The sequence below is a fragment of the Maridesulfovibrio sp. genome (genome assembly GCF_963666665.1).
GTDB lineage: Bacteria > Desulfobacterota > Desulfovibrionia > Desulfovibrionales > Desulfovibrionaceae > Maridesulfovibrio.
In genome coordinates this window covers 2,181,499-2,207,359 of the sequence record NZ_OY762999.1, presented here as the reverse complement: position 1 = coordinate 2,207,359, position 25,861 = coordinate 2,181,499, and the positions used below count along the sequence as shown (strand labels likewise).

General features: G+C 47.4%; 25 protein-coding genes and 1 tRNA gene. 14 read left to right on the top strand and 12 right to left on the bottom strand.

Features of this window, described 5'->3' with window-relative positions:
* Position 1: 1 nt before the first annotated feature.
* Positions 2-430: a hypothetical protein gene (locus ACKU40_RS10210; protein ID WP_320172699.1), complete on the bottom strand. Its 429-nt coding sequence runs from the start codon at positions 428-430 to the stop codon at positions 2-4.
* 72 nt (positions 431-502) lie between these two features.
* Here ACKU40_RS10210 and ACKU40_RS10205 point away from each other — a divergent pair, with 72 nt between their 5' ends.
* Positions 503-781: a hypothetical protein gene (locus ACKU40_RS10205; RefSeq protein ID WP_320172698.1), complete on the top strand. Its 279-nt coding sequence runs from the start codon at positions 503-505 to the stop codon at positions 779-781.
* 3 nt (positions 782-784) lie between these two features.
* Here ACKU40_RS10205 and ACKU40_RS10200 read toward each other — a convergent pair whose 3' ends face one another.
* Genes ACKU40_RS10200 through ACKU40_RS10190 form a run of 3 tightly spaced genes read right to left on the bottom strand, consistent with a single transcriptional unit; the run spans position 785 to position 2,480 of the window.
* On the bottom strand, positions 785-1,408 hold the full coding sequence (locus ACKU40_RS10200) for a LysE family translocator (protein WP_320172697.1): 624 nt from the start codon (positions 1,406-1,408) through the stop codon (positions 785-787).
* A 13-nt stretch (positions 1,409-1,421) separates the two neighbouring features.
* Entirely contained in the window at positions 1,422-1,835 is a 414-nt protein-coding gene (locus ACKU40_RS10195) for a response regulator (protein ID WP_320172696.1), read from the bottom strand.
* A 27-nt stretch (positions 1,836-1,862) separates the two neighbouring features.
* Complete coding sequence (locus ACKU40_RS10190; RefSeq protein WP_320172695.1) at positions 1,863-2,480, bottom strand: D-sedoheptulose 7-phosphate isomerase; 618 nt, start codon at positions 2,478-2,480, stop codon at positions 1,863-1,865.
* 161 nt (positions 2,481-2,641) lie between these two features.
* On the opposite strand from ACKU40_RS10190, the gene ACKU40_RS10185 reads away from it, so the two are divergent.
* Positions 2,642-3,763 carry a glycoside hydrolase family 3 protein gene (locus ACKU40_RS10185; RefSeq protein WP_320172694.1) on the top strand — a complete coding sequence of 374 codons (1,122 nt, stop codon included), beginning with the start codon at positions 2,642-2,644 and terminating at the stop codon, positions 3,761-3,763.
* Between the two features lie 79 nt (positions 3,764-3,842).
* On the opposite strand, the gene ACKU40_RS10180 is transcribed toward ACKU40_RS10185, so the two are convergent.
* Positions 3,843-6,380 carry a PAS domain-containing protein gene (locus ACKU40_RS10180; RefSeq protein WP_320172693.1) on the bottom strand — a complete coding sequence of 846 codons (2,538 nt, stop codon included), beginning with the start codon at positions 6,378-6,380 and terminating at the stop codon, positions 3,843-3,845.
* 762 nt (positions 6,381-7,142) lie between these two features.
* Here ACKU40_RS10180 and ACKU40_RS10175 point away from each other — a divergent pair.
* Entirely contained in the window at positions 7,143-8,018 is an 876-nt protein-coding gene (locus ACKU40_RS10175; RefSeq protein ID WP_320172692.1) for a flagellin, read from the top strand.
* A 386-nt stretch (positions 8,019-8,404) separates the two neighbouring features.
* Positions 8,405-9,550 carry an NADP-dependent isocitrate dehydrogenase gene (icd, locus tag ACKU40_RS10170; protein ID WP_320172691.1) on the top strand — a complete coding sequence of 382 codons (1,146 nt, stop codon included), beginning with the start codon at positions 8,405-8,407 and terminating at the stop codon, positions 9,548-9,550.
* A gap of 108 nt (positions 9,551-9,658) precedes the next feature.
* On the opposite strand, the gene ACKU40_RS10165 is transcribed toward icd, so the two are convergent.
* The gene (locus ACKU40_RS10165) at positions 9,659-9,994 is read right to left on the bottom strand and encodes a hypothetical protein (protein ID WP_320172690.1); all 336 of its coding nucleotides are present in this window, start codon (positions 9,992-9,994) and stop codon (positions 9,659-9,661) included.
* Positions 9,995-10,231: 237 nt separating this feature from the next.
* Here ACKU40_RS10165 and ACKU40_RS10160 point away from each other — a divergent pair, with 237 nt between their 5' ends.
* Positions 10,232-11,287 (top strand): efflux RND transporter periplasmic adaptor subunit, encoded by a 1,056-nt coding sequence (locus ACKU40_RS10160; protein ID WP_320172689.1) that lies wholly within the window; start codon positions 10,232-10,234, stop codon positions 11,285-11,287.
* A gap of 21 nt (positions 11,288-11,308) precedes the next feature.
* A complete protein-coding gene (locus ACKU40_RS10155; RefSeq protein WP_320172688.1) occupies positions 11,309-14,425 on the top strand; it encodes an efflux RND transporter permease subunit in 3,117 nt (1,038 codons plus the stop codon).
* An 84-nt stretch (positions 14,426-14,509) separates the two neighbouring features.
* Here the strand turns inward: ACKU40_RS10155 and ACKU40_RS10150 are convergent, their stop codons facing one another.
* Positions 14,510-15,670, bottom strand: coding sequence for a pyridoxal phosphate-dependent aminotransferase (locus tag ACKU40_RS10150; RefSeq protein ID WP_320172687.1), 1,161 nt, complete (start codon positions 15,668-15,670; stop codon positions 14,510-14,512).
* Between the two features lie 224 nt (positions 15,671-15,894).
* Between ACKU40_RS10150 and ACKU40_RS10145 the strand changes: the two genes are divergently transcribed.
* The 4 genes from ACKU40_RS10145 (at position 15,895) to ACKU40_RS10130 (ending at position 19,274) form a co-directional block, all read left to right on the top strand.
* A complete protein-coding gene (locus ACKU40_RS10145) occupies positions 15,895-16,446 on the top strand; it encodes an aminodeoxychorismate/anthranilate synthase component II (RefSeq protein WP_320172686.1) in 552 nt (183 codons plus the stop codon).
* Complete coding sequence (locus ACKU40_RS10140; RefSeq protein ID WP_320172685.1) at positions 16,412-17,701, top strand: anthranilate synthase component I family protein; 1,290 nt, start codon at positions 16,412-16,414, stop codon at positions 17,699-17,701. The genes ACKU40_RS10145 and ACKU40_RS10140 overlap by 35 nt, the downstream gene beginning before the upstream one ends.
* Complete coding sequence (locus ACKU40_RS10135; RefSeq protein ID WP_320172684.1) at positions 17,698-18,468, top strand: aminotransferase class IV; 771 nt, start codon at positions 17,698-17,700, stop codon at positions 18,466-18,468. Before ACKU40_RS10140 ends, ACKU40_RS10135 begins: the two co-directional genes overlap by 4 nt.
* A gap of 113 nt (positions 18,469-18,581) precedes the next feature.
* Entirely contained in the window at positions 18,582-19,274 is a 693-nt protein-coding gene (locus ACKU40_RS10130) for a PilZ domain-containing protein (RefSeq protein ID WP_320172683.1), read from the top strand.
* Between the two features lie 45 nt (positions 19,275-19,319).
* Here the strand turns inward: ACKU40_RS10130 and ACKU40_RS10125 are convergent, their stop codons facing one another.
* The 4 genes from ACKU40_RS10125 to ACKU40_RS10110 all read right to left on the bottom strand — a co-directional run bounded on the left by ACKU40_RS10125 (position 19,320) and on the right by ACKU40_RS10110 (position 22,920).
* Complete coding sequence (locus ACKU40_RS10125; protein WP_320172682.1) at positions 19,320-20,591, bottom strand: phosphatidylserine decarboxylase family protein; 1,272 nt, start codon at positions 20,589-20,591, stop codon at positions 19,320-19,322.
* A gap of 171 nt (positions 20,592-20,762) precedes the next feature.
* Entirely contained in the window at positions 20,763-21,782 is a 1,020-nt protein-coding gene (locus ACKU40_RS10120; protein WP_320172681.1) for a glycosyltransferase family 2 protein, read from the bottom strand.
* A gap of 3 nt (positions 21,783-21,785) precedes the next feature.
* Positions 21,786-22,718, bottom strand: a complete 933-nt coding sequence (locus ACKU40_RS10115; RefSeq protein ID WP_320172680.1) for an ATP-binding protein — start codon at positions 22,716-22,718, stop codon at positions 21,786-21,788.
* Positions 22,719-22,722: 4 nt separating this feature from the next.
* Positions 22,723-22,920: a MoaD/ThiS family protein gene (locus ACKU40_RS10110; protein WP_015850988.1), complete on the bottom strand. Its 198-nt coding sequence runs from the start codon at positions 22,918-22,920 to the stop codon at positions 22,723-22,725.
* Between the two features lie 319 nt (positions 22,921-23,239).
* Between ACKU40_RS10110 and ACKU40_RS10105 the strand changes: the two genes are divergently transcribed.
* The 4 genes from ACKU40_RS10105 to trpS all read left to right on the top strand — a co-directional run bounded on the left by ACKU40_RS10105 (position 23,240) and on the right by trpS (position 25,532).
* Positions 23,240-23,599, top strand: a complete 360-nt coding sequence (locus ACKU40_RS10105; RefSeq protein WP_320172679.1) for a response regulator — start codon at positions 23,240-23,242, stop codon at positions 23,597-23,599.
* A gap of 159 nt (positions 23,600-23,758) precedes the next feature.
* Positions 23,759-23,835, top strand: a tRNA-Trp gene (locus ACKU40_RS10100).
* Positions 23,836-23,870: 35 nt separating this feature from the next.
* On the top strand, positions 23,871-24,509 hold the full coding sequence (locus ACKU40_RS10095) for a site-2 protease family protein (RefSeq protein ID WP_320172678.1): 639 nt from the start codon (positions 23,871-23,873) through the stop codon (positions 24,507-24,509).
* 27 nt (positions 24,510-24,536) lie between these two features.
* On the top strand, positions 24,537-25,532 hold the full coding sequence (trpS, locus tag ACKU40_RS10090; RefSeq protein WP_320172677.1) for a tryptophan--tRNA ligase: 996 nt from the start codon (positions 24,537-24,539) through the stop codon (positions 25,530-25,532).
* 162 nt (positions 25,533-25,694) lie between these two features.
* On the opposite strand, the gene ACKU40_RS10085 is transcribed toward trpS, so the two are convergent.
* Positions 25,695-25,850 (bottom strand): hypothetical protein, encoded by a 156-nt coding sequence (locus tag ACKU40_RS10085; RefSeq protein WP_320176400.1) that lies wholly within the window; start codon positions 25,848-25,850, stop codon positions 25,695-25,697.
* Positions 25,851-25,861: the final 11 nt, after the last annotated feature.

The following is a 25,861-nucleotide window of genomic DNA, read 5'->3' as shown; positions in this document are numbered from 1 at the left end:
ATTAATGTGTATTGCCCCTTGAAAACTTGGCTAAAAGCCGAACCACTGCATTTTCTTTTTCATGTTCAATGCGAGACACCTGCGGTGCGGCTTTGGCATAATACACAATTACACTATCCCCCAGTGAAATCCTCCTCCAGAATGTGCTTTGTACAGCAGCTGTTCTTTCTCTGGGCAAACCGGAAGGGTCGACAAAGCGATACCTGACGGTCTGACGTTCTTTTTCTGTTTCATTTAAATTATGTTCGCTTATTCGGCTGTTTTTTTCAATAACTATACCTATAGCTTTGTTTTCGCCAAAGGCTCTTATTCTTTCCAGCCTGATTTCCTGGTAGGGAATAAAGAAATAACCGACAATAACCAACAAAGCTGCACTTAGTGCTATTTTGTTTTTTATGCCGGAAGAAGGTATAGATTTAGAAAATAACATGTTTAAGTTTAGCACCTGTGAGCTTGAGGGGCAAGTTGTTGCTCTCATTCAAAAGGATAGAGGAGTGTAAGGATGAGCAGTCTGCAAAAGACAGGAAAATGGTGGGTTTTGGCGGTTGGCGGGGATTTTGATGAAAATGCTTTTGATCAAAGGGAACATTGCCGTGCAGAGTTGCTCCACAAGGTGAATGAATCAGGCATAGAGCTGGATGAGAATGTCTGGGTCTATGATGAATTCAAGTGCGCACAGCTTGTTCTTCGGGTCTGTCCTGACCGGGAAAGAGCGGAAGAGGTTGCCCGTGAATTGGAAAACTCAGGATTTAGTCTGCGCGTGGCAATGGAATTTGAGTAAATATTAGTTTTTGGCAAGGGCCATTTTCAAACCCAATCCGATGAAAACAATGCCGGAAATGGCTTCAAGTCTTTTTTTGAATTTGCCGCCGGAAATGAGGTGGCGAACTTTACCCAGAGCAAGAGTGATAAAGCTGAACCAGATAATGCCCATGCTGAAATGGATAGTCATGAGCAGCAGGGACTGACGCAGTATGGATTCTCCGGGAGAAATAAACTGGGGCAGCAGTGCAAGGTAAAAGACTGCAACCTTGGGATTGAGTACGTTAGTCAGAAATCCTTCACGGATGGAGGCGGAAATGCCCTTGCTGCAGGGCTCGGCAGAAAATCCGGTCTCTTCCTGCTTTCTGCTGTTACGCAGTGACTGGATGCCCAGATATATAATATATAGGGCTCCTGCAAGTTTGACCATTTCAAAGGCGGTAGCAGAATTCATGAGGATCATGGAAAGCCCCAGAGCCGAAGCAAGGGCATGGATTAACAGTCCGGCATTGATCCCGGCTACTGTGCACAGGCCGTCCGCAGTTGAACGGGTCAGTGTGTTATTGACCACAAGCATTGTGTCTGAACCGGGGGTGATGGTCAGAATCGCTGCAACGGGGATAAAGGCCATGGTCAGTGCATCCATCGTTGAATTCCCTTTAAAGCAAGCCGAATTTACTGAGCTCTGCCTGAATTTTATCTTCTGTGATCGGTTTTGTAATATATGATAAAGCTTCGCACTGGAAAAAAGCGCGTGAAGCTTTAGTACTGTCATCAAGGGCTGTTGTCATGATTGCCTTGACCTTTCTGTCTTCAGGAATACTTTTGCTTTGCTCGATAGCCCTGATTTTTTCGAGAGTCTGCAGTCCGTCCATGCCGGGCAGGACTATGTCCATGAAGATAAGGTCGTAGGGATTTCCTTCAAGCCATCTATGTTCAAATTTTTCCAGTGCTTCTTCGCCGCTGACAGCGCTGTCTATGCTTTTGCTCTCAACTCTTTCGGTTATTATCCTAAGAATTTCCTGGAGATACATCCTGCTTGTATTGCTGTCTTCGACTATAAGAATCTGCATACTGTTGCTCGTTTGCTGGAATTTTGCCTATTCTCCGCTTAGGTAAGGTTCAAGTTCACCGACAGCTTCAAATAAAAAGTGGTCAATAAGGTGGCAGAAGAGGTGTCCTGCAGCGATATGTACTTCCTGAATGATGGCGGTATCTTTGCTGGGAACACTGATAATGTGGTCACAGATAGGCAGCATTTCGCCTGCGCTGATGCCTGTCATTCCTATGGTAACCATGCCCTTGCGTTTAGCTTCCTTAAGGGCGCTGATCACGTTGGAACTGGTTCCGGAGGTGCTGATGCCGATGAGAACGTCACCGGGCTGTCCCAGAGCCTGAACCTGCTTTTCGAAAACCATATCATATGAATAGTCATTGCCGATTGCAGTGAGAATTGAGGAATCAGTGGTCAGGGCCAGTCCTGGCAGGGGAGGACGTTCCAGCTTGAAGCGGTTGACGAGCTCCGCCGCAAGATGTTGGCAGTCTGCCGCGCTTCCGCCGTTTCCGCAAAATAGGATCTTGGAACCGAGGGCAAGGCGCACGGCTAATGCTTTGGATACATCAACCACGAGCTGGGAGTATTGCTCAAAAAAAGATTCCCGGACTTCAAGTCCGGCACGGGCATGTTCAACTACTTTCTGCAGTGCTGTCTGGGACATTCATTTTCCTTCTGTTTGCAATTCATTATAAAGCAAGTGGAGAAATCCGTTTATAGGAAATCATAAGCGGTGGCAACATCCTTGCCGTTCTTGATAAATTGCAGAATGCTCACTATAACATGTTTTTTTTATTCTGCATTCAAAAATGATGGAGCGCACCATTGAGAAAAATAATATTAATTTTAATGCTAATTGTGGCTGTTTTCAGCGGATGTTCTCTTAAAAAAAGCACTTTCAGCCCTTCGGAACTGGATATAATGATCGGCCAGATGGTCATGGTCGGATTCCGGGGATTAGAGTTGAGTGCAGACAGTCCGGTTATAGGTGATATCAAAAATGCTCGTGTTGGCGGAGTGATTCTTTTCAGCAAGGATTGCACCCTGAACAGTACTGTACGTAATATTGCCAACCCCGCTCAGCTGGTAAAACTTACTTCCGGTCTGCAAGATCTTGCTGAAATCCCTTTATTTATTTCTATTGATCAGGAAGGGGGCATTATTAAAAGGTTGACCGGGGAGATGGGGTTCCCTGAAACTCCATCTGCTGCCGAACTGGGCAACAGTGGCGACATTAAGGCTGCATTCAGGGCAGGACAAACTATCGGGAAAACCTTAAAAGAGTCCGGAATTAATATGGATTTTGCCCCTGTTGTGGATGTGAACCGCAATTCTGCAAATCCGGTGATTGCAGCATTGCAGCGCAGCTTTTCAGATGACCCCCGCATTGTGGCCCGTTTTGCAGATTCGTATATTGACGGCTTGCATAGCGAAGGCATTATTTCATGTCTGAAACATTTTCCGGGACATGGCAGTTCCCGCGGTGATTCACATTTAGGTTTTACCGATGTGACTGATTCATGGGACAGCAGTGAACTTTATCCTTTTCAGAAATTAGTCAGTGATAATAAAGCTGATATGGTCATGACCGCGCATATTTTCAATTCTCGCTGGGACCGCAAGTATCCGGCAACTCTTTCCCGTAATGTTATTCACGGTCTTCTGCGCCGTAAGCTTGGTTTCGAAGGCATAATTGTTACCGATGATATGCAGATGCAGGCGGTTAGCGGGGAGTACGGTTTTAAGGAAGGTATCTATCGGGCAGTAAAGGCCGGGGCAGATATTCTTCTTTTCGGCAATAACCTGATTTATGAACCCGGACTGGGAACCAAGGCCGTTTCAACCCTCAAGCAACTGGTCCATGAAGGGAAGATTACTGAACGCAGAATCCGGCAGTCATATGAGAGAATAATGTCTGTAAAGAAGGGAATGAGCTCTAAACATTAAAGTCTGATATTATTAACATAAATTTTGAAGTATAAAAATGAAAAGCCCTGAAAATCAGTCTTGGATTTTCAGGGCCATTTTAATTTTTGGCAATCGGAAGCTGGATTGTGAAAGTGGTCCCTTTACCGGGGGATGATTCCACCTGAAATATTCCATGGTGGTTCTGAGTGATAATAAAATATGAGACGGAAAGCCCCAGTCCGGTCCCTATTCCCGGTGCTTTAGTCGTATAAAAAGGCTCGAAAACCCTTTTGCGGGTCGCTTCATCCATCCCGGGACCGTTGTCCGAGACTGTGCACTTTACCATATCCCGTTTATTGTGGATTTTTATTGAAATGACAGGTGAATCGTCCATTTCAGGCCAATCATCCATCGCCTGTGCGGAGTTGCGCAGCAGGTTTAGGAAAACCTGTTCGATTTCAGTGGCAGTGCATGGAGTTAATTTCAAGTTATCGTCATAATCCTTGATAATAGCTATTTTTTTAAAATCGTATCCCTTTACGGGGTCATAATCCTGCGCAGCAAGTGTACATGCTTTGTCCATGATTCTGCGTAAGTCGCCCGGGGCTTTGCGGGAGTCGCTTTTACGGCTGAATTCAAGCATTCCTGAAACAATTGAGGCTGCTCGCACTCCTGAGTCGGTTATTCCGTTCAAGGTTTTAATGATTTTACGATCTTCCATGTAGTTAATGATTGACTCAATCGAACAACCAGCTCTTTCCGCAGCTTTTAGGTTGGCCGGGAGATCAGGGGACATCCTGCGCACGATATTTTGAATACCTTGCAGAATTCCACCAAGGGGGTTGTTGATTTCGTGGGCCATTCCTGCAGCAAGTCCGCCGATGGACATCATCTTTTCCGTCTGGATCATCATTTCATCAATCCGGACTCTTTCGGTTGCATCGTCAATCCTGATTACCGCGCCTTTCATCCCGTCATTGAGCGGGTAGATGATGATGTCCTGATGGCTGTTGGGATCAGTCATCCCTTGAGTGCGGAATCCTGCTTCCGGAATTCCGGTTTCGATGGCTTGGACTATTTTGTCTGCGTACTTGCCCAAAGGGGGGAAAGCTTTTTCCACTTCGGCTCCCTCAATTTCTTCCTTGGGGATAACTGCCATCTGCTGAGCTGAAGTGTTGAAATGGGTGATTCGTGTCTGGCTGTCCACACCGATGATTACCGAAGGCATGGAATCAATTATGTTGCGGATGTAGTTTCTTGTGTTTTGAAGCTCTGTTTCAATAGCTTTGCGTTTTGTTATGTCTGTACCCACGCAGAGAATTTCTGTCAGTTCCCCCTTGTCATTGAGGATAGGGCTGTTGGTCCAGTAGACCCAGACCTTGCTGCCGTCCTTGCGTGTATTCAGATTAGTGTTGACCGGGAAATTTTCGGGATTATCGGTCAATTCACGGATCATCTGTTCGAGTTCAGACTCGCCAGTCTCCGTTTTGGGGATAAGTGTCCCAATAACACTTTTGCCGATGACATCTTCTTCGGAAAAGCCGAAAAAGATCTGAGAGTATTCATTAAAAAAAGTACATATGCCATTACGGTCAATTCTTAAAATGATACTGCGGGCAGTATGCACGAGGTCATGGTATTCCTTGCGTGATCTGGTCAGCTTTTGTGAGTGTGAAGCCACTTCATCAAGCAGTTTAAGTATCTTGCCGGAGAAAAAGGCTGTGGCGGTTATGTAGTTTCTGTTTTCAACAAAAGACATCTTGCGTGCTTCTGTGGCCCAGTCCACCTCACGGATACTTTCTGCCGTGGATTCAATGGTCGCCAGATGCTGAAGCTTTCTTTCCGGTTTATCTACGACTCTTTTAAGCAGGTTGTTGATCCTGATAAAATCCTGTTCATTTTTATCAAGATCCCAAGTTAAAAAGGCTGATCTTTTAACCAGTATTCCCAAGCATATTGCGGTAAATGATATCAGGAGCAAACCGGCATAGAATTCTGTGGAAATATCTTTTGCAACAGTTATAGAAAGTCCCCCGAAATTTGAGACTTCAGCATTTGCTGTCAAAAAAATATGGTAATTAGAAAAAAACAGTTTGCCTACCCGGTAGGCTGTAGGGAAATAGCTGCTTTCAGAACGGTATAGTGTGTTTTCGTTTTTATCCTTGATATATAGTTCAGTGTCATTCGGTGATACCGGCAGGAGACTCTCTGGGGGAATTTTGGCAATGGCAAAACTGTGATCCAAACGCTGGATGAGATATATTTCATCCTGTTCGGATGGATCGTGCGCAATCTGACTTATAAGTAGAGACTGTCCCGGATAAAAATCTTTCACTTTTTGAAAAATTGGAGATTCCGCGATTGATTTGATTTCGATTGGAAATGGGCGGGTGTTAACCACTTCTCCCGTGGGTGTGACTCTTAATATGGACAGTCCATGGTCGAAAGTTGCACGTGAGGTTACAACAGTTTCCAGAAATGAGATTCTTTCCACCAGATAGTTGGCCCAGGTTGATGCTTTGCCGTCTACATCTTTCGATACGGACCAGGAAAAAAGAACTGTCGAACAGAGAGAGCTTGCAATAAATATGGTCAGAAAAAGGCAGAGGTAATTTCTTATTCGGCTGTTAAGTCTATGAATGCTTCTTATTTTCATGAAATATATGATTCGTCCCAAAATGGGCTTTTAAAGCTTATTTTTGCTGAACTGCTTTTTGGGTAATATATTTGAAATATGATCCTGTAAACAATTTCTCCCTTCCAAAAAGTTGGGAAAGATTTTCCCCTTCGCATAAGGCAGAACTTTCCTCCTGTTTCTGTCTTTCTGCCATTTCTTCTTTTCTATTAAGAAATCTTTGTTTTTAAAAAGCCTGTCTAAACAACATCTTGTGGATTCTTTCGGCAAATAAATAAACGCCGGGAAAAGTAGGCACAACCATTGCAAAATCAGCTGCAGAGTAAACTTATATTCAATCCACAAGGGGGAGCATCCGGAAAATTTATACCGATAATTCCATGAGCATATGAAGGCATTTGGCCGAGCTGATTCTCGGAGGTTGGTAATGTGCGGATTTCATCCGCATAGAGAATATTTCCCATATCGGGACATGTGAGAATCGCCGTCGCATGGCCGTGCCTGACCAGAGTCGCGGACTCAGTAAGGAGTCCCGCTTCTTAGCAAAAGATTAAGCGGACACCTGCGCGAGTCCATATGCAGGTAATGCCCGAAGATGCTCGAAAAGAAGTGTCGGTGGTTATCCGGGCTGCGAGGCCATGGGCCGTAAGTCGAACTGTTCCGGAGGGTATTTTATGCAGTAAAGAATCAAGCGGATTTTGAACTGAAAATTAACCAGTAAAAGGTCGGAGTGGACGGAACCACTCAGGCGAATTTCTATAGATAATTCAAGGAGGAATTATTATGTCGCTCGTAATTAATCACAACTTGATGGCTATGAACGCAAGTCGTAACCTGCAGGAATCATACGGTAATCTCGGAGTTTCAACCCGTCGCCTGTCTTCAGGACTTCGTGTTGGAACCGCAGCTGATGATGCCGCAGGTCTGGCGATTCGCGAACTTATGCGTGCTGATGTTAAGTCCCTTAACCAGGGTATTCGTAACGCCAACGACGCCATCTCTATGATCCAGACTGCTGATGGAGCTCTCGGTGTTATCGATGAAAAGCTCATCCGTATGAAGGAACTTGCAACTCAGGCCGCAACCGGTACCTACAACTCTGACCAGCGTCTGATCATCGACTCTGAATATCAGGCAATGGCTTCAGAAATTACCCGTATCGCGAATGCGACTGACTTCAACGGAATCCACCTGCTTAACGGTAACGTTTCCGGCGATCACAGTGGTGCCGGTCTCAGGTCCACCGGTAAGGTTAAGGTCCACTTCGGTACCGGTAACGATTCCGCAGAGGACTATTACTACATCTCAATCGGAACCTCCACTGCTTCCGCTCTCGGTGTAGGTCTTGCCGCCGGTAACTCCATCTCCACTCAGGCACTTGCGCAGCAGTCGCTCCAGAAGTTGCAGAATGCGATTATCTCGAAGGATAAGATTCGCGCAAACCTCGGTGCTCTTCAGAACAGACTGGAAAACACCATTACCAACCTCTCAATACAGGCTGAAAACGTTCAGGCTTCGGAATCCCGCATTTCCGACGTTGACGTAGCGACTGAAATGACTGAGTTCACTAGGAACCAGATTCTCACTCAGTCCGCAGTAGCCATGCTTTCCCAGGCAAACGGTATGCCCAGGATGGCAATGCAGCTCATCGGTGGCTAATAACACAGATGAGTTTAATTCACTCAGAAAGGGAGGTCCGGTTACCGGGCCTCCCTTTTCGCTTTTATGAAATTGTGAATAATGTGCTGCGGTGTGCACTTCGTTTTGATTAAAATTTCTTTTTTTGATCTTTTTGCGAACCATGCGATTGAAGCGTGTGTTTGAGCTCTCTATCTTTACTTTTTTGCAATAACATCGTATATCTCCGGCCTGAATCCAGAAATGCAGATACATTCCTGCCTTTTGTCCAGCCCGCGGGCGGAAGCCATCCGGTTCCTCTTTTCAGTTTACGCAATAACTCGAAAAAATCCGTCCAGCCCTGCCTAGCACAATCCACTGCACAGCCGTAAGGAGCCGGAGCTGTGTCTATGATCAAGGAGATTATTTTGTCTACAAAAAAAGTATACTTCATTGAAGGTGACGGTATCGGTCCTGAAGTCTGGGGCGCTGCCCGCCCGGTTATTGATGCTGCTCTTGCAAAAGCTTATGGCGGCGAAAAAACTATTGAATGGACCGAACTCCTTGCCGGAGAAAAAGCTTACGCGGAAACCGGAGAGTACCTGCCGCAGGAGACTCTTGATACGCTTGCTAAAGCAGAACTGGCTATCAAAGGGCCTCTGCAGACCCCGGTTGGTAAAGGAATCCGTTCCCTTAACGTTACCTTGAGACAGGTGTTTGACCTTTATGCCTGCATCCGTCCGATCCGTTACTTTGAAGGCATTGAATCCCCGGTAAAACGTCCCGATCTGGTGGATATCGTTGTTTTCCGCGAAAACACCGAGGATGTTTATGCCGGAATCGAGTGGAGTTCCGCTTCCCCTGAAGCGAAAAGGGTAATTGATTTTCTGGTGGACGAAATGGGTGCCAAAATCGACCCCACCGCAGGTGTTGGTATCAAGCCTATTACTCCCGCCGGTTCCAAGCGCCTCGTACGTCGGGCAATTGATTACGCCATTGACCAGAATCGCGAATCCGTGACTCTGGTCCACAAAGGCAACATCATGAAGTTCACCGAAGGCGGTTTCCGTCAGTGGGGTTATGATCTCGCCGAGGAAGAATATGCCGGAAAAGTGGTTAAAGAAGGCGAAGACGCAGCAGGTAAAATAGTTATCAATGACCGTATTGCCGATGCAATGTTTCAGGAACTGCTTATGCGTCCCGAACAGTACAGCGTAGTCGCAACCACCAACCTTAACGGTGACTACCTTTCCGATGCCCTTGCCGCACAGGTCGGCGGTCTCGGTCTTGCCCCGGGTGTAAACATGGGGGACAAGCTTGCCATTTACGAAGCTACCCATGGAACCGCTCCCACAATCGCAGGCAAGGACCTTGCGAACCCCGGAAGTATCCTGCTTTCCGGAGCCATGCTGCTGGAAAACAACGGCATGGGAGAAGCTGCTGTTCTGATCAAGAATGCAGTTGAAAAAGCTTTGGCCGCTAAGAAGGTAACTGTGGATCTGGCTGGTCAGATCAGCGGTGCTGAACAGGTCGGCTGTAAAGCATTCGGTGAGATCATTCTCGCCAATCTGTAGTATGCCGCTGAAAGGATATATGCAGTAATTTATTTAGGCTGAATGTACTAAGCCCTCTCTATGCTTAAATAGAGAGGGCTTTTCTTATTAAATATGGGGGCAGGAAAATTATTGCACCCTGAATTGGATTCCTTGGGGAGATTGCTTAAGTTCGATGTGGCTGTCAGGGTTATCAACTTCAGTTGAGGTAATCTTAAGCATATCAAGGTCATAGACATCCGGGATCGTGCGTACTTTTAATAGCATTTTGTTGAATCCCTTGAGCAATGTCTTCTTTTGGCCGGGGATAAGTCTAAACTGAGCGACACTGACATTGCCGTGAACAGTAATAACTGATCCTGCTACGGGATAGCTGCATTTATTCTTAATAGTCAGAGCCTTAGCTTCAGTGTGAACCGAAACAATTGCAGTCAGGATTACTAAGACGAGGAGCAGTTTTTTCATGGTTTTCGCTAAGTGGTTATGAGTGATTGGAGCCGTTCAGCTAAATATGGCGCGCTATTGCCGGGAAGGTATATTATAAATTCATCGGTGTGTAGTTTTTTTGTCTATTCATACTTTTGGTTGATCTGGTGAGTGCGCACTTATGTTAACTATCTCCGTTCTCAGTTGACTATCCTCGAATCTTACGTAAAGTGTGCCCTTCGGAAATAAAGTTATAATTCATATCGGAGCAGATCTATGCAACGGATAATATTTTTTTTGATTTTTATTCTTTCCTCCTGCCCTGTTCTCGCTGCTGAGAAAAAGGCTCCCCAGATGCCTCCTGCCCATGTGGCGACATCAAAGTCCTTTGCCGGACAGGTCGCGCCTGAATCTTCATACATTGGTACGGTTTATTTCTCCGAGACTTCCGATGTTGCATCCGAAGTAAGCGGAAAAATCGTCCAGGTAGAGGTGGAAGAAGGGGATATCGTCAGAAAGGGTGATGTGCTGATCAGGCTCAGCTCTGATCTGCTCAATACTGAAATCCGTGCTGCTAAGGCTGCCTATGCCGAATCCAAGGCAAATTACGATCTCGCCAAACGCGACGATCAACGTATCACCAAACTTTTCAAGAGTGGGTCTGTCCATGAAGGTGAATACGATTCCAAACGGTTCAAAGCTATTGCCATGGAAAGCGAACTTGCTTCCTCACAGGCAAAGCTCCGCCGTCTCGAGATTCAGCTTTCCAAGAAAACAATCCGGGCTCCTTTTGACGGTATTGTGCTCAAGCGTTCCGTTTATTTAGGTGAATGGCTTTCCGTGGGGGCCGATGTAGTCAAGCTGGGTATGAACACCAGCTACGATGTCGTGGTCAACGTTCCGCAGGATGTTGCGCAGGTTGTGAAGCCCGGTCTCGAAGTGGGAATTACTGCCGGTGGCAAGGAATATAAAGGGAAGGTCTTCGCTGTCATTCCCCGTGGTGATATTGCCAGCCGTACCTTTCCTGTGAAGATCAGGATTAATAGCGACAATGGTTTTAAGCAGGGTATGGAAGCGCGTGTTTCCCTGCCTAACGGTCTTGCCAGTGAAACCGTTGTTGTTCCCCGTGATGCTGTGATTACCCTGCGCGGAATCACCATGGTTATCGCGGTTGTTGACGGTAAAGCTCAGCCTTTCCCTGTGCAGGTGATAGGTTTTAAAGGCATGAATGCCGGAGTTCGTGGCAAGGGCCTGAAGGCCGGACTGGATATTGTCACCAAGGGTAACGAAAGACTCAGGCCCGGACAGCCCGTGGTCATTGATAATAAATAGCCCGACGGGCCGGAGTAATTCATGGATTTTGTAAAATTTTCAATCGAAAAGCCGGTATCGGTACTGGTTGGGGTCATTCTGTTGGTTCTCTTCGGCGGTCTGGCTCTTTCCGGCCTTCCTTACCAGCTTTCTCCTTCGGTAACCGAGCCGGAAATTACAGTTGAGACTTCATGGACCGGTGCAACCCCTTATGAGATCGAACGCGATATCATTGAAGAGCAGGAAAAAGTGCTCAAGGGTGTCACAGGGCTGATGGAGATGGAGTCCGAATGCTTTGACAGTTTCGGCCGTATTTCCCTGCGTTTTAAGATCGGTACAAATATTGACGATGCTTTGCTCAGGGTCTCCAACAAGCTGAATGAAGTTAAGAAGTACCCTTCAGATTCTGACAGGCCTGTTATTTCAGCTACCGGTGCTTCAGCTTCTCCGGTTATCTGGATGATTTTGCGTACCCTGCCGGATAACAAGCATAATATTAATGAATATGCCACTTACTTTGAAGATGACGTTCGCCAGTATCTTGAGCGTGTAGACGGTGTCGCCGACCTGTTTGTGGGCGGTGGTACTGAAAATGAAATGCACATCATCATCGCTCCTGAAAAGCTGGCCGCTTATAACCTGACCATCGATAAGGTCACCAATGTTCTGCAAAGTGAGAACGCCAACGTTGCCGCAGGTAACCTCGGTGTCGGCCGCCGCGATTATCGAATCCGTACAACAGCTGAATTTAAGACTCCCGAAGAAATCGAGAGTGTTGTTATCACATCCTCCGGTCAGCAGAGAGTGACCATCGGCGATGTGGGCAAGGTTGTGCCCGGATTTGAAAAGCAGACCGTTGCCATGCTCCATAACGGTATTCCCGGTATGGCTATCGGTGTTAAGCCCGAACCCGGCTCCAACGTTCTGGAAGTGACCAAGAACGTGCGTAATGTTGTGGAAGAACTTAATGCAGGAGTATTGGCCGACAAAGGAGTATTTCTCGACTGGGTTTATGACCAGGCTCCGTACATCAATGGTGCAATTGATCTTGTAAAACAGAACATCATTATCGGTGGTGTGCTGGCGGTTATAGTGCTGCTCATCTTTTTGCAGTCTTTTTCCGCTACCATCATTGTTGCAATCGCTATCCCCATCTCTGTAGTCGGTTCATTTATCGTCTTCGGCGGATTGGGGCGGACACTGAACATCGTCAGTATGTCCGGTATATCCTTTGCCGTAGGTATGCTGGTGGATAACGCTATTGTTGTTCTTGAAAATATCGACCGTCACCGAGGTATGGGCAAGCGTCCTTACAATGCGGCGTATGACGGGGCCAGTGAAGTCTGGGGAGCTGTTCTGGCTTCGACCCTGACTACAGTTGCGGTATTCCTTCCGGTTGTATTTATCGAAGAGGAAGCAGGGCAGTTGTTCAAGGATATCGCCATTGCGGTTACCTGCGCCATTTCCCTGTCCATGGTTGTGTCCATCTCGGTCATCCCCATGCTGGCCAAACAGTTCTATTCTTTTTCAAAACGCAAGAAGAAAACCAAAGTAAATCTCCTGACCGGAATCGGTTCCAAATGCTCTGACTGGATTATGGGATTGCTTGATCTTGCTATCCGTAACTGGGTTACAAGGCTTTCCACTGTAGGTATTCTGGTTGCGGCTTCAGCTTTGCTGGTTATTTCCTTCTTTCCGAAGATGGAATATTTGCCGCAGGGGAACAGGAACCTGATCCTGTCCATCCTCATTCCGCCACCGGGGCTGTCTTTCGAAGAACGTGACTCTATCGGCGAATATATTGCCGCTCAGACTGCACCGCATATGCACAAGGAGAAGGACGGTTTCCCTTCCGTTGAGCAGCTGTTCTACGTTTCCGCCCCGGATATTAACCTTTTCGGTGCTATCTCCGGTGATGAAGAACGTCCTGCGGCCATGATTCCGCTTTTTAACCGGATCATGAACTCGATTCCCGGTATGTTCGGGGTTAGTATTCAGGCTTCAATCTTTGAAACTGGCCTTGGTAAAGGGCGTATGGTTGCTGTTGATTTCAGCGGGCCGGAACTTCCCAAACTCATGGCTGCAGCCGGAACCATGTTCGGCATGGCCCGCGAAGCCATCCCCGGCGGACAGGTACGTCCTATTCCGTCTCTTGAAATGCTTTATCCCGAAGTGCGTATAGTTCCCGACCGCGATCGTCTGCGTGCTGCAGGCATGTCCAGTCAGGAAATCGGTGAGGCTCTTGACGTGCTCATGGATGGTCGCAAGATCGGCGACTATAAAGAGGAAGGTAAAAAGAAAATTGATCTGAAGCTTATGGCTTCCGATAATCGGGTCAATACTCCCGAGGACCTTTACGAATCCCTTGTGGCAACCCCGCAGGGCTGGGCGGTCCCGGTTTCTTCGCTTTCCCATCTGGAACGGACTTACGGTATTACCCAGATCCGTCACCTTGAGCGTCAGAGAACTGTAACCCTGCAGATTACCCCGCCCAAGAGCATGCCTCTTGAGCAGGCAATGGATATCGTCCAGAACCAGCTTATTCCCAAGGTGAAGGAAATGGGTCTCATGGATGGCGTGAACGTGCGTATGTCCGGTGCAGCTGACAAGCTGACCCAGACCCGCGAAGCCATGCAGTGGAATTTCCTGCTGGCAGTTGTCATCACCTATCTGCTCATGGCAGCCCTGTTCGGGAACTTCATTTACCCGTTCATCATTCTGCTGACCGTACCTCTTGCGGGTGCAGGTGGCTTCCTCGGCCTGAAGCTGGAGAACCTGTTTATCGCTCCGCAGCCGCTGGACGTACTGACCATGCTCGGCTTTGTTATCCTGATCGGTGTTGTTGTTAACAACGCGATTCTCATCGTGCACCAGTCCCTGAACAACGTGCGTAACGAAGGAATGGAACACCGTGAGGCCGTGCTTGAAGCGACCCGCTCAAGGCTGCGTCCTATCTACATGTCAGCAACAACATCCATCTTCGGTATGCTCCCGCTGGCAATAGCCCCCGGTCCCGGTTCCGAACTCTATCGCGGACTCGGAGCAGTTGTTCTCGGTGGTCTGGCCCTGTCCACGGTCTTCACCGTGTTCATGATCCCGGCTCTGCTCATGTTCTTCATTAAGATGGAGAAGATTGGCGGTGGTGAGGCTGAGGCGTAGCTGATAAATTCTAGAAAACAAAAACAGCCCTGCGAACCGATTGTGTTCGCAGGGCTGTTCACATTTCTATCTATAGCTTCCTTGTCAGGAATTATCCTTCACATACTTCTCCAACCGATCCATTCCCTCTGCAAGGTTCTCCATTGAATTGGCGTAGGACAGGCGGATGAAACCTTCGGCTCCTTCACCGAAGTCGATTCCGGGGGTTACTCCGATTCCGGCTTTATCTAGGATGTCGAAGGCCAGTTTGAGGGAACTGCCGTCGAACTTTTCCGCCAGATGTTTCATGTTGACTAGTACGTAGAATGCTCCGGTGGGTTCGACTTTGATTTCAAAGCCGATCTCGCGCAGCCTTTTGATCAGGAACTTGCGGCGTTTATCGTAGATTCCTTTGATGCGGTTTACCTCATCCCATGATTCTGTCAGCGCTGCTACTCCTGCATACTGGGCCATGGAGTTTGCGGAGATGAAGAAGTTCTGGCAGAGCTTCTGCATTGGACGCACGTACTGCTCAGGAGCGATGATGTAGCCAAGCCTCCATCCGGTCATGGCGAAGAGCTTGGAAAATCCGTTGAGCACAAAAGCGTGGTCCGTGTATTCGAGGATGGTGTGTTCTTTCTCCCCGTAGACAAGGCCGTGGTATATTTCATCGGAAATGATCCATGGTCCCATCTTGGCAATCTTTTCCATCCGTTCAGGGGAGAGAAGTGTCCCGGTAGGGTTGGATGGGGAGTTGATCAGGATCGCTTTGGTGCGTTCGTTGATTGCTTTTTCAATTGCTTCCGGGCGGTATTGGAAACCGTCCTCTTCAAAGGTACGTATGCTGTTTGCTTCGGCTCCGGAAAAGGAAATAAAGTTGCTGTAGCAGGCATAGCAGGGGTCAGATACAATGATGTTGTCACCCTGATCCAAGATAAAGGTGAAGAGCAGCAGCATTGCCGGAGAGGTGCCTTGGGTAATGATCACCCGTCCTGGATCAACGTTCACTTCATAATTATCCAGATAATATTTGCTGATGGCTTCGCGCAGCTCCGGGATTCCCAGACTATGGGTGTAGTGGGTTTCGCCGGCTTCCAAGGCCTTGATGCAGGCCTGCTTGACACATTCAGGAGTGTCGAAGTCCGGTTCTCCTATTTCCATGTGAATAATGCTGCGGCCCTGCCGTTCCATTTCCTGCGCTTTTTCCAGAACGTCCATGACTAAGAACGGGGTGATCTCACAGGCTCTTTTTGAAATACATTCCATGCTGTTCTCCGGGGGGGATATGATGCGCTACGCGCTTTTGATTTGGGATTTCGTCTCTGGCGGCCAAAGGAAAGACCCTTTGGAATCCCTATGAGATGACGGGATTTTTTTTAGGTTATAAGGTCGTATACATTTTGTACCGTTTGAGTGCAACATAGCTGTTCTGAATCTGTTTATCATGCTTGTGCCCGAGTCAGTGATGAAGTAAATACCCGCCACATACTATGAATATACTTCTCATCGATAACAACGACAGCTTCACCAACAACCTTGAGCATCTGTTGGCACGCGAGATTCCCGGGGCGCGAATAGCGGTGCATCCTTATGCAGAAGTTCTGGGGCGCGGGGAAGATTTTGACCTCAGCTCTTACAGGCTGATTATCATTTCTCCCGGGCCGGGATGCCCTGCGGATTATCCGGGTTATGAAGCAGTAATTGAATCAGGGGTGCCTGTGCTTGGCGTCTGCCTCGGCATGCAAATAATCAACGAATATTTCGGCGGACATACCTCACGGCTGGACGGTTGTTTTCACGGGCGTACCGAACGCATAGATTTTGTCGGACAGAATCTGGCTGTGGCTAGATATCATTCCCTCTATTGTGCGCAGTTGGGAGAGGGACTTAAGCTGCTCAGTGAAAATAGCGCCCATGTTTCCATGGCAGTGGTTCATGAAAGTCTGCCTCTTTTGGGCTATCAGTTTCATCCTGAATCATTTCTAACCGAGCAACCCGGAGTATTCATTGCATACGCCCTCCATCATTTCGGACTCCTGTAGTTTTGAGCGCTTTCGGGAAATTGCTTATTACTTTGTGCGCGAGCATGAAGCGGATGTGCTGCTCGGTGCTCCTGCGTTTCCTGATTCATGCGTGAGCTATCTGGGCATTGAACCGCAGGACGAGCTGGTCCTGCAATCCGGTGTTTGCGGTTCAGATGTCAGCTCACAAATGAAAAGGTTCTGCTTTGCCGGGGATGGTCCTGTTATCGGTTATCTGGCCTATGAGCTTGGTCATGAATTGCGTGGAGTGGAAAGTAACAAGACTGCTGAGTTTCCGTTGCTGCATCTGAAAAAGTATCGTGCGGTGCTGATTCATGATAGTGGTAAATCGTACCTGAAATTGCTTTGCGCTGATGAAAGTTATCGGTCGGTCATTGCTGACTCTCTCCATAAAATCAATGCTGTCCCGGATGTCGAACTGCCTTCCTTTGCCGCTGGTGACATCCGTATGTCACTGGATAGACAGGGATATGAAGACGGGGTTGCACGCACTCTTGAATATATTCGTGACGGCCTTACTTACCAGCTGAACCTTACCACTCGTTTGAGCATGGCTGGTGGGAATCTTGATCCGGTACTCTGGTTTTTTGCCCTTCATAAACGTTATCCTGCTCCGTATTACGCACTTTTCAGCAGTGGTGAAAAGGTGGTGGTTTCCACTTCACCGGAGCTTTTTTTACGGGTTGAACAGGGTAAGGTTGTGTCCGAACCCATTAAGGGAACATTCCGTTTTGAGGAGTATTCTGAAGAGCTGGTCAGATCGCTGCAGAGTTCAGTAAAAGAGGATTCCGAGCTCTCCATGATCGTGGATCTGATACGTAATGATATTTCATCTGACTGTCGTTACGGGTCGGTGGTTGTTGAGGACCATAAATCCGTGTTTGCGGTGGATAATCTTTTGCAGATGTTCAGCCGGGTACGCGGGGAACTGGCTGCTGGACGGGATTGCATTGACCTGCTTTTGAATGCATTTCCCGGCGGTTCCATCACCGGATGTCCGAAAAAAAGTTCCATGGAGCTTATCGATAAGCTTGAGCCGCACGTGCGTGGCCCTTACTGCGGCAGTCTCGTGGTCATTAATGGCCCGCAGGATATGGTTGCTTCGATTCCCATCAGGACTGCTGTTTATGACCAAGGTACAAAAGAACTTGATTACTGGGCCGGAAGCGGCATTGTCATTGATTCCGATCCTGAAGCGGAGTACAGGGAAACCATTGCCAAAGCCGGCAAAATTCTGGTCCCGGAGTCTGTATGATTTATTTCAGGAATGGTGAGTTGCATGAAGGTGAGGTTTGTCTCGATTTAGCCCAGCCCGCTTTCAGGACTGGATACGGTTTTTTTGAGACTATCTGTTGGAACGGAAGTAAAGCCTGTCATCTGGACCTGCATCTGGAGCGGGCTCGCAACAGCCTTGCTGAATTCGGGATAGCCGAAGAGCTGATTGATTATGAAACCGTCATTGGGGAAGTAGTCAACGCGAATGGTATCCTGAATGACTTTGCCCGGGTGAATATCTTCTTTCCGGTAGAGAACGAACATACCCGGCCCATCGTTTGCGCAGTACCTTTTGAATATATTCCGCAGCGCACATGGACCCTAAAGCCCAATCCGCATATTTTCCTTACCCCGCTCATGGCACATAAATCCACCAACCGCATGGATTATTTAAATGCATGGAAAACTGCACAGGCTGACGGTTTTGATGATGCCCTTCTTCAGGATTTTGAAGGTAACGTGCTGGAGTCGTCCTTTGCCTCTCTTTTATTCAAAGCAGGTGATGAATTTATTGAGCCGAAAACTGAATTTAAGCTTCCCGGTACCGCCCGTATTGTAGCTGCCCGTCATATTGAAATTGATTCCGCACAGATTAACTTGGTGCAGGTAGACAAGTTTGACCATGTTTATGCACTTAATTCACTGGGGGGCATGATTCCGGTCACTGCTATAGGTAAAGTCGAATTTGAACCTGATTTTGTTTTGGCTAAAGAGATAAGTGCCAAAATTCTAGAGCTAAAATTATAATTTGATAATTTCCCACTAAAGCCTATATAGATTGCGAAGCGTATTCTTATAATTTGTATATCAACGTCGCTTCTTATAAGGCCAAATACTGTTGAAACATGGTGGGAATCTGAATGGTTGCGGGTAATACAAAGTTCACAGTTCTTTCGTGCGGTTCTCTGGATAATCTTGGGCTTCAGCAAGGTGAAAGCGTAAATATCGAACTCTTTACAACTCAGGAGCGTCTTTGGGGGGAGGTTGTCGGTTTTAAGTCCGGAGTTTTTCTTTCTGTATGGCTTCCGGCTTTGAGGGAAAGGGAATATCAGCTGATTCTGGCTGACGACCCTGATGTTACTGTCAGGGCAAAGTGTAAGGATTGCTTCATATGCGGTTTTCGGTCAACCGTGACAAAAGTTATGAAGTATCCATATCCTATCCTTTATCTCAGCTACCCGGAATCCTTTGAGAAGGTTAGTTTACGCAAGAACGAGAGAGTCGAATGTTTTCAGCCGGTACGCATTGTTTATAAGGGAAAAGAATTGCAGGGAGTCTTTAAGGACATTTCCAAGGGTGGGGGAAGGGTTTCGTTTACCTTACCAGATGGTAATGTCTTTTTTAATATGGGGCACGATCTGAAAGCTGATTTTTCTTTCAAGATGCATGGAGATGGACCGGAGGTTAGTGGGGTCGGGGTGATCCGTAACATGGTCAGTGGTTCGACCAATGTTTCCATAGGATTGAAGTTTGTTAAGCTTAACAACGGGGCAGAGGCTCTGCTGGATCAGGTTATCAAATCATTCAGTCTGCATGCCGGATCAGCTCAGTAAATGCAGCCTCAGTTACAATAACCAAGGCTGCATTTCTGTATAATATTAAGGTTTACGAACAGTAGCTATGCGTGAGCGCACAGGAATGTTCGTAGATTCAAGGCCGGGAGTTTGACCGTGCAGGTCAAAGTCGAGATTCACTCCGGGTCTGAAAATGAGCACGTGCGTTGATCCTCCGAAATGAAACATGCCGAGTTGATCGCCTTTATTTACGTGTTGTCCTTCGTAAACAGTAATCTCGTTGGAAGAAACCTCCGCCATACCGACGAACATAATTGCCATTAGACCGATATCCGGGTTGTCAGCTTCAATGAAGATAAGTCCACGGGCCGCTACTTGGGTTATATAGCCTTGGGATTTGTTGGGGCTGGCCGGATCAAATCCGGCTGTGGGTGACTGGGCATAGTATGAGCCGTCAATAAGTTTTGTCTTCACGATCTTTCCGCTGACCGGGCTGTGCCAGCGGTGATAGCTTAACGCACTTAAAAATGCCTGATAAATTGTGCCGCCTTCAAACTGCGAAGCCAGCGGATCGCCGTCGAGCATATGGTAGAGTGAATAGGGTTGACCCTTAATCCAGAATTGATCTCTCATCTTTACGTTTTTAGCCAGATTGAACGGTGCTGATTCACAGGCGTTCGCAATAACCGCATCGTCTTTCGGTGAGACAACAGGTCTCCTTCCTTTTCTGAATTGGCGGGTGAAGAAGTCGTCCCACGATTTGAAACCGTGATATGGTTTGCCTGGATCGCAGATGAAGTCTTTTTCAAAACCGGGCATAGCCTTTTGCGCATCCTGCCCGAACCATCCTTTTTTCGGGTCCTTGCTGAGTACATATCTTGAATCTGGTGATTCAAGGAATACAGCCCATTGGTTGAGTATCTTTTTCAACTGAGCATTAACCCGGCTGTCGAGGAAGGCACTTGTTCCGGCTGTAGTGCCCATAGGCCAGTTCAAAATGGCATTGATGGGAAATCCCACCATTCCTGTTTGGTTGAAGTCCGGTGCCTGTAGTGAAATTTCACTTATTTTCTGCAACATCTGTTTGTAGTCATGGATTTGCGGATTCCCTGACGGATCATCTTTAAATTCCGGTTTGTCAGGGAGCATTTCAAACATTTGAGTGAAAAGCATAAGCAGCTGCGGGTCGTTCTCAATAAGGTCTTTGAACTCCTGAACGACCGGAATAAGCTGTTGGGCTTCTGTTGAAACTGTCGGTTGCGATGCTCCGTTCGCTGAGACTGAAAGACCTAGACAGAGGAGCAGGCTGCAAAGGAACAGGAAAATATTTTTTGTCCAATACCGATTACATGTCATCTCCGAACCTCCGGCTTAAATTATGTATGAAAGATTAGATTAATATATACCATTAATCATATAACCTGCAGGAGATAATATTGCCAAGCCGTATATATAAAAAAGGGCGAACCAGAGTCTCTTAACTCCGGTCCGCCCTTGAATGGATAAAATATGTAATGATACTTTTGCTTATGATGCCAGCAGATAGTCCCGCCCCATGACAAAGCCTTGAGAGTGCAGGAATTCAGCTACTTCTTCCCGTGCTCCCCAGCTTGCTATGTAGGAGAGCAGAAAAATCTCACCTGCTGGCGGAATTTCATTGCGGCCAAGAACTTTTTTGCCGTGGATATACATACCGACCTTACGGGGATCAACGTCTACATAAAAGGCCGTTTCCACGCCGAGGCTTTCCAGCATCTCGTATCGCTTGCGGGATGTCCTGCCTGAGCCGATAATTCCGACTTTAGGATTCGGCCCGAGTCTATTCTGCAGCCAGTTAAACAGATATTCGCTTTTGATGCGGTAGAATGCTTCAACCGTATATTTTGGATGGTTACGGGATAGGCGGTCCGGCGGATCATTCCAGATGAGAAGTTCTTCATCCACCTTACGCATTTTTACCCCAGCTTCCAGCCAGCGCAGCACCAGTTCATAATCTTCGGGGAAATTTCCGTCACGAAACGGACCGAGTTCCTCAATGAGTTCACTGCGCATCATGATGGAAGGGTTCGCAAAAGGAAATTCCACAAAACGGTTCAGGGCAATTTCATCTGCACCAATTAAGGTGTTGATCCAATCAACATAATGGGCGTAGCCGCCATGTGTTTCGCGGTCACCACCGAATTCAACCCGACAGGATGTGAGTCCTGTTTTCTGGTCTCGGTCCAGCAGTTCTGCCTGTTTCGCGATGCGTTCAGGGAGGGCCAGATCATCAGCGTCCATACGGGCAATGTATTCTCCGCTTGCCGCGCTAATGGCTGCATTCGCCGCGCCGACCACTCCCTGATGCTCAAGGAAGATCGGCTTTAACCGTGAATCACGGGCGGCGTATTCTTTTAGAATTTCGGCAGTATTGTCATCGGAGCCGTCATCCACAGTCACCAGTTCGAGGTCTTCGAATGTCTGGTTGAGGATACTTTCAATTGCTGCGCCTACGGTGGACTCGCAATTGTAGCAAGGCATGGTTACCGAGACTTTGGGACTGCCCATAACTTATTTTGCTCCTTGGGCTTCCTGCTCGATAGATTCCTGCAACTGGCGTTTAATTCTGCAAATGCTGCACACTCCGGCTGAAGTGGGGTAGCTGCATTCAGTGCAGGGCTTGATTTCGTAATCCTTTTCTTCTTTTTCAAGAGCAAAGAAAGCGGGCTGTCCGCGGTCAAGGAATCCTTTGTAGAAAGCTCGTTTAGTGCCGGGGCTGCGCAGTTCCATATCACGCCAGAGTTTTTTGTGCCCGGTGAAGCTGGCGCCGGAGCTGAACGGGCAGGGCAGGTGGTGATAGGGAATATCCGCAAGAAAAGAGAATATGGCACTTTCATATTCAGTAACCCGGAAAAGAGGTTTAACCTTCTTGGCAAAACCGTTCTCCGCAGGCAGCACCGGTCCCTGATCAGACAGGTAGCCCTGATCCCAGCGCAGGGTATTGGCGAAGAGGCGGGCTACTTCGTCATCAAGGTTATGTCCTGTGGCAAGGGCGGTGTAGCCTTCTTCAATGGCAACCTTGTTAAAATAATGGCGTTTGAATTTTCCGCAGATGGCGCAGATAGGACGGCGGATATGCTTCTTGATCAGCGGCATAGGCACGCCTTCTTTTTCCAGTTCCACAATACGCAGCGGGTAACCCTTGTCCTTGCAGAAATCTTCTACAACGGTGCGGGCCTTGATGGATGATTCATAAATGCCCAGATCAATATGCAGCCCGGTTACGTCGTAGCCCAGTTCGGCCAGTGCGTACATGAGTCCCAGAGAATCCTTTCCGCCGGAAAGGGCGACCAGAACTTTATCATCATGTTCGAGAAGATTACGGTTTTTGATGCCTTGAGCAACCTGACGCATGAAGAAATTATTAAAATGTTCCTTACAGAACGCGGCATTATGGCTGGGCAGGGAAACAACTGCCTTTGCTTTACATACCTTACATTTCATATTTTTATCCTACGGAAATTACTTTTCTAAGTTCAATTTCATCGCCCTGCCTGATCTGCTCATCTTGGGTGAGCAGCTCTCCATTTCGGATAACAAGGGTGTCAGTATGGTGCAACCCCTGCTTGTTGAGCAGTTGCAGGACGGTATTTAATTTTGTGTATTCTACTGTCTGTCCTTCGGGTTCGATTTTGACAATTACCATGGTCAGACTCCTTTTTCTATTTTTATATGATATAATGTTTCTGAGGCCTAGGGGTGTAGCGTTTAAGATCGTTTTCATCAAGCTTTTCCTACTTGAATGAGGGAGAATTTTTTCTGTCTTAAGTTACAATCAAGGAAAAATGGAAAAAATAGCAGCCAGAACCGGAAAAGATTGTTACTATATGTCATGATTAAGACATGAACTGGGTGTCTGCAATCCGTCCGGGACATGGAATTAAAAATTGTCTATAAATGTTGACCCGAACTTGAATATTGAACTAAACTGGGAATAATAAAAAACGACTTTCAAGGAGTGGCATATGGCTCAGAAGACAATTTTAGTCGTTGACGACGAAAAGCATATACGGATGCTCTACAGGGAAGAGCTTGAGGCCGGAGGCTATAAAGTTGCCACTTCCGATGGGACCGAAGATATTCTTATGGTCATCGGACGTGAAAAGCCTGACCTTGTTGTTTTGGATATTAAGCTGGGAATTAACCGTTCCGGGCTGGACCTGCTGCAGGAGATAAGGCAGGAGGACCAGAATATCCCGGTTATCCTCAGCACCGCCTACGACAGCTTCAAACATGACATGAAGTCCATTGCGGCTGATCATTATGTGGTGAAATCCGTTGATTTGAGTGAGCTGAAGGAGAAAGTTGAACTTGCCTTGAGTTGATTTCCGCTTCAGTCAAAGAAGCTGAGTATTAAAATAATTAGACTTATTTTAGGAATCTATGAAAATAGGTTCCTTTTTTACTTGCCAAACCAAAATGACGGTGCTAGAACCCGCTTGTCTTTGACGGCAGAGATGTCTCAAGGCACCCAAAATAAATGCAGGCCAGTAGTTCCAACGGCTAGAACGTCGGTCTCCAAAACCGAATGCTGGGGGTTCGAATCCCTCCTGGCCTGCCATTTATCACTTCAAAAAAGCGAACAAGCTACAATTCATGTTCGACATCGCCAATACAATAAAAGAAATAAGCATTCTTGCTTTACCTTTCCTTCTGGCAATTACCTGCCATGAGGCCGCCCATGGCTTCGCAGCTTATCTTCTTGGTGATCCTACGGCTAAACAGGCCGGACGCCTTACTCTGAATCCCGTAAAACATCTTGACCCTATGGGAACCCTTGCCCTTGTGCTTACCCGCATGATCGGCTGGGCTAAGCCTGTTCCGGTCAACCCGATGTATTTCAAGAATCCACAGCGTGATATGATGCTTGTCGCTTTGGCCGGTCCGGCGGCAAACATGACACTTGCGGTAATGTTCTCAATTGTCGTAAAGGTGATTCTTTCACTTGATGTGAATTCCATGTCGCCGCTGATGCTCAGGATTCTTGAGCCTTCGGTGATGATAGCCAATGCGGGTGTCATAATCAATCTGGCTCTGTGTTTTTTCAATCTGCTGCCCATTCCTCCGTTGGATGGGAGTAAGATTCTCGCCGGATTTCTGCCCCGTGAGGCTGCATTCAAATTTATGTCGTTCCGGTACGGATTCGTTATCGTGATCGTGCTGGCAATGCTCGGACTGCTCGGAAAGCTTATCAGTCCGGCTATGGGTTTTTTCTATAATTTTCTGGTTCATTAGGACCGCCAAGCATACAAGATTTTTAAAATGACTAAGACAAACAATCGCATAGTTTCAGGCATGAGGCCCACCGGACGTTTGCACCTAGGACACTACTTCGGTGTTCTGGTCAACTGGGTCAGGATTCAGGAAGATCACGAATGTTATTTCTTTGTTGCCGACTGGCACGCAATGACCAGTGAATATTCCGATCCCCGCAAGATTCAGGGCTTTGTCCCTGAACTGGTTAAAGACTGGATCGCCGCAGGTCTTGATCCTGAAAAATGTGTGATTTTCCATCAGTCTCAGGTTAAGGAGCACATTGAGCTGCATCTGATTCTGTCCATGCTGACCCCGCTGGGCTGGCTGGAAAGGAACCCCACTTACAAGGAACTCAAGCAGGAACTGGTCCAGAAGGAACTGAATACCTACGGCTTCCTTGGCTATCCTGTATTGATGGCTTCCGATATTCTCATGTATAAGCCTTCGCAAGTTCCTGTAGGTCAGGATCAGCTTCCTCATCTGGAGTTGGCTCGTGAGATTGCCCGTCGCTTCAACCATCTTAACGGCGAATATTTTCCTGAGCCGAAAGCCCTGCTCACCGAAGATGCTAAGCTTCCCGGTCTGGATGGTCGTAAGATGTCAAAGAGCTACAACAACGGTATTTATCTCGGCGAATCCATGGATGAAGTGAAGCCCAAAGTCATGTCCATGCTGACTGACAAAAACAGGCTGCGTAAGGCCGATCCGGGCGATCCTGAAGTCTGTAACCTCTATCCTTATCACAAGCTGCTCACCGATGCAGAAACCTGTGCTGAGATTGAGGAAGGCTGCCGTAACGCTAGTCGTGGGTGTGTGGAATGTAAGAAACTTCTGGCCGAAAATATGGCCAAGTTCCTTGAACCCATGCAGGAACGTCGCCGCCATCTGGATGAAAATCCGCAGCTCGTCTGGGATATTCTTCACGAAGGCACAGCCAAGGCTCAGGCCAAGGCAAAAGAAAATATGGATGAGATCCGTGAGCTGATCGGTTTCAAGTACTAGAAGTTGTTTTTACAAAGACATTAAAAGACGTTAAAAAGTCCCCTGCTGCATATGCAACAGGGGACTTCTTTATGTCTAAGGTTTAGCTTTTATTGTTTCTAGGAAAGGCGGTTCGGGGGCTCCGGTTGTTTTATCCACCACCTGGCGGACCTCCGGTAGGCATCAGCGTCCGTTAGGATTTTTCTCCGCACACAGGCATTCCCCGTTTTTCTTTTCATTCAGAATGCGTTCAAAAATGGTTGATCTTCCATTTATCAGTACATCCTTTTTGATATCATCTGAGGTGTAGCCAAAGCAGTGGCAAATAAGTTTAGGCATTAACTGTCCTG

Excerpts from the sequence above, each read along its gene's own strand:
- ACKU40_RS10210 (WP_320172699.1), bottom strand. The coding sequence starts at position 430 with ATGTTATTTTCTAAATCTATACCTTCTTCCGGCATAAAAAACAAAATA.
- ACKU40_RS10205 (WP_320172698.1), top strand. The coding sequence starts at position 503 with ATGAGCAGTCTGCAAAAGACAGGAAAATGGTGGGTTTTGGCGGTTGGC.
- ACKU40_RS10200 (WP_320172697.1), bottom strand. The coding sequence starts at position 1,408 with ATGGATGCACTGACCATGGCCTTTATCCCCGTTGCAGCGATTCTGACC.
- ACKU40_RS10195 (WP_320172696.1), bottom strand. The coding sequence starts at position 1,835 with ATGCAGATTCTTATAGTCGAAGACAGCAATACAAGCAGGATGTATCTC.
- ACKU40_RS10190 (WP_320172695.1), bottom strand. The coding sequence starts at position 2,480 with ATGTCCCAGACAGCACTGCAGAAAGTAGTTGAACATGCCCGTGCCGGA.
- ACKU40_RS10180 (WP_320172693.1), bottom strand. The coding sequence starts at position 6,380 with ATGAAAATAAGAAGCATTCATAGACTTAACAGCCGAATAAGAAATTAC.
- ACKU40_RS10175 (WP_320172692.1), top strand. The coding sequence starts at position 7,143 with ATGTCGCTCGTAATTAATCACAACTTGATGGCTATGAACGCAAGTCGT.
- ACKU40_RS10165 (WP_320172690.1), bottom strand. The coding sequence starts at position 9,994 with ATGAAAAAACTGCTCCTCGTCTTAGTAATCCTGACTGCAATTGTTTCG.
- ACKU40_RS10160 (WP_320172689.1), top strand. The coding sequence starts at position 10,232 with ATGCAACGGATAATATTTTTTTTGATTTTTATTCTTTCCTCCTGCCCT.
- ACKU40_RS10155 (WP_320172688.1), top strand. The coding sequence starts at position 11,309 with ATGGATTTTGTAAAATTTTCAATCGAAAAGCCGGTATCGGTACTGGTT.
- ACKU40_RS10150 (WP_320172687.1), bottom strand. The coding sequence starts at position 15,670 with ATGGAATGTATTTCAAAAAGAGCCTGTGAGATCACCCCGTTCTTAGTC.
- ACKU40_RS10145 (WP_320172686.1), top strand. The coding sequence starts at position 15,895 with ATGAATATACTTCTCATCGATAACAACGACAGCTTCACCAACAACCTT.
- ACKU40_RS10135 (WP_320172684.1), top strand. The coding sequence starts at position 17,698 with ATGATTTATTTCAGGAATGGTGAGTTGCATGAAGGTGAGGTTTGTCTC.
- ACKU40_RS10130 (WP_320172683.1), top strand. The coding sequence starts at position 18,582 with ATGGTTGCGGGTAATACAAAGTTCACAGTTCTTTCGTGCGGTTCTCTG.
- ACKU40_RS10125 (WP_320172682.1), bottom strand. The coding sequence starts at position 20,591 with ATGACATGTAATCGGTATTGGACAAAAAATATTTTCCTGTTCCTTTGC.
- ACKU40_RS10120 (WP_320172681.1), bottom strand. The coding sequence starts at position 21,782 with ATGGGCAGTCCCAAAGTCTCGGTAACCATGCCTTGCTACAATTGCGAG.
- ACKU40_RS10115 (WP_320172680.1), bottom strand. The coding sequence starts at position 22,718 with ATGAAATGTAAGGTATGTAAAGCAAAGGCAGTTGTTTCCCTGCCCAGC.
- ACKU40_RS10110 (WP_015850988.1), bottom strand. The coding sequence starts at position 22,920 with ATGGTAATTGTCAAAATCGAACCCGAAGGACAGACAGTAGAATACACA.
- ACKU40_RS10105 (WP_320172679.1), top strand. The coding sequence starts at position 23,240 with ATGGCTCAGAAGACAATTTTAGTCGTTGACGACGAAAAGCATATACGG.
- ACKU40_RS10095 (WP_320172678.1), top strand. The coding sequence starts at position 23,871 with ATGTTCGACATCGCCAATACAATAAAAGAAATAAGCATTCTTGCTTTA.
- trpS (WP_320172677.1), top strand. The coding sequence starts at position 24,537 with ATGACTAAGACAAACAATCGCATAGTTTCAGGCATGAGGCCCACCGGA.
- ACKU40_RS10085 (WP_320176400.1), bottom strand. The coding sequence starts at position 25,850 with ATGCCTAAACTTATTTGCCACTGCTTTGGCTACACCTCAGATGATATC.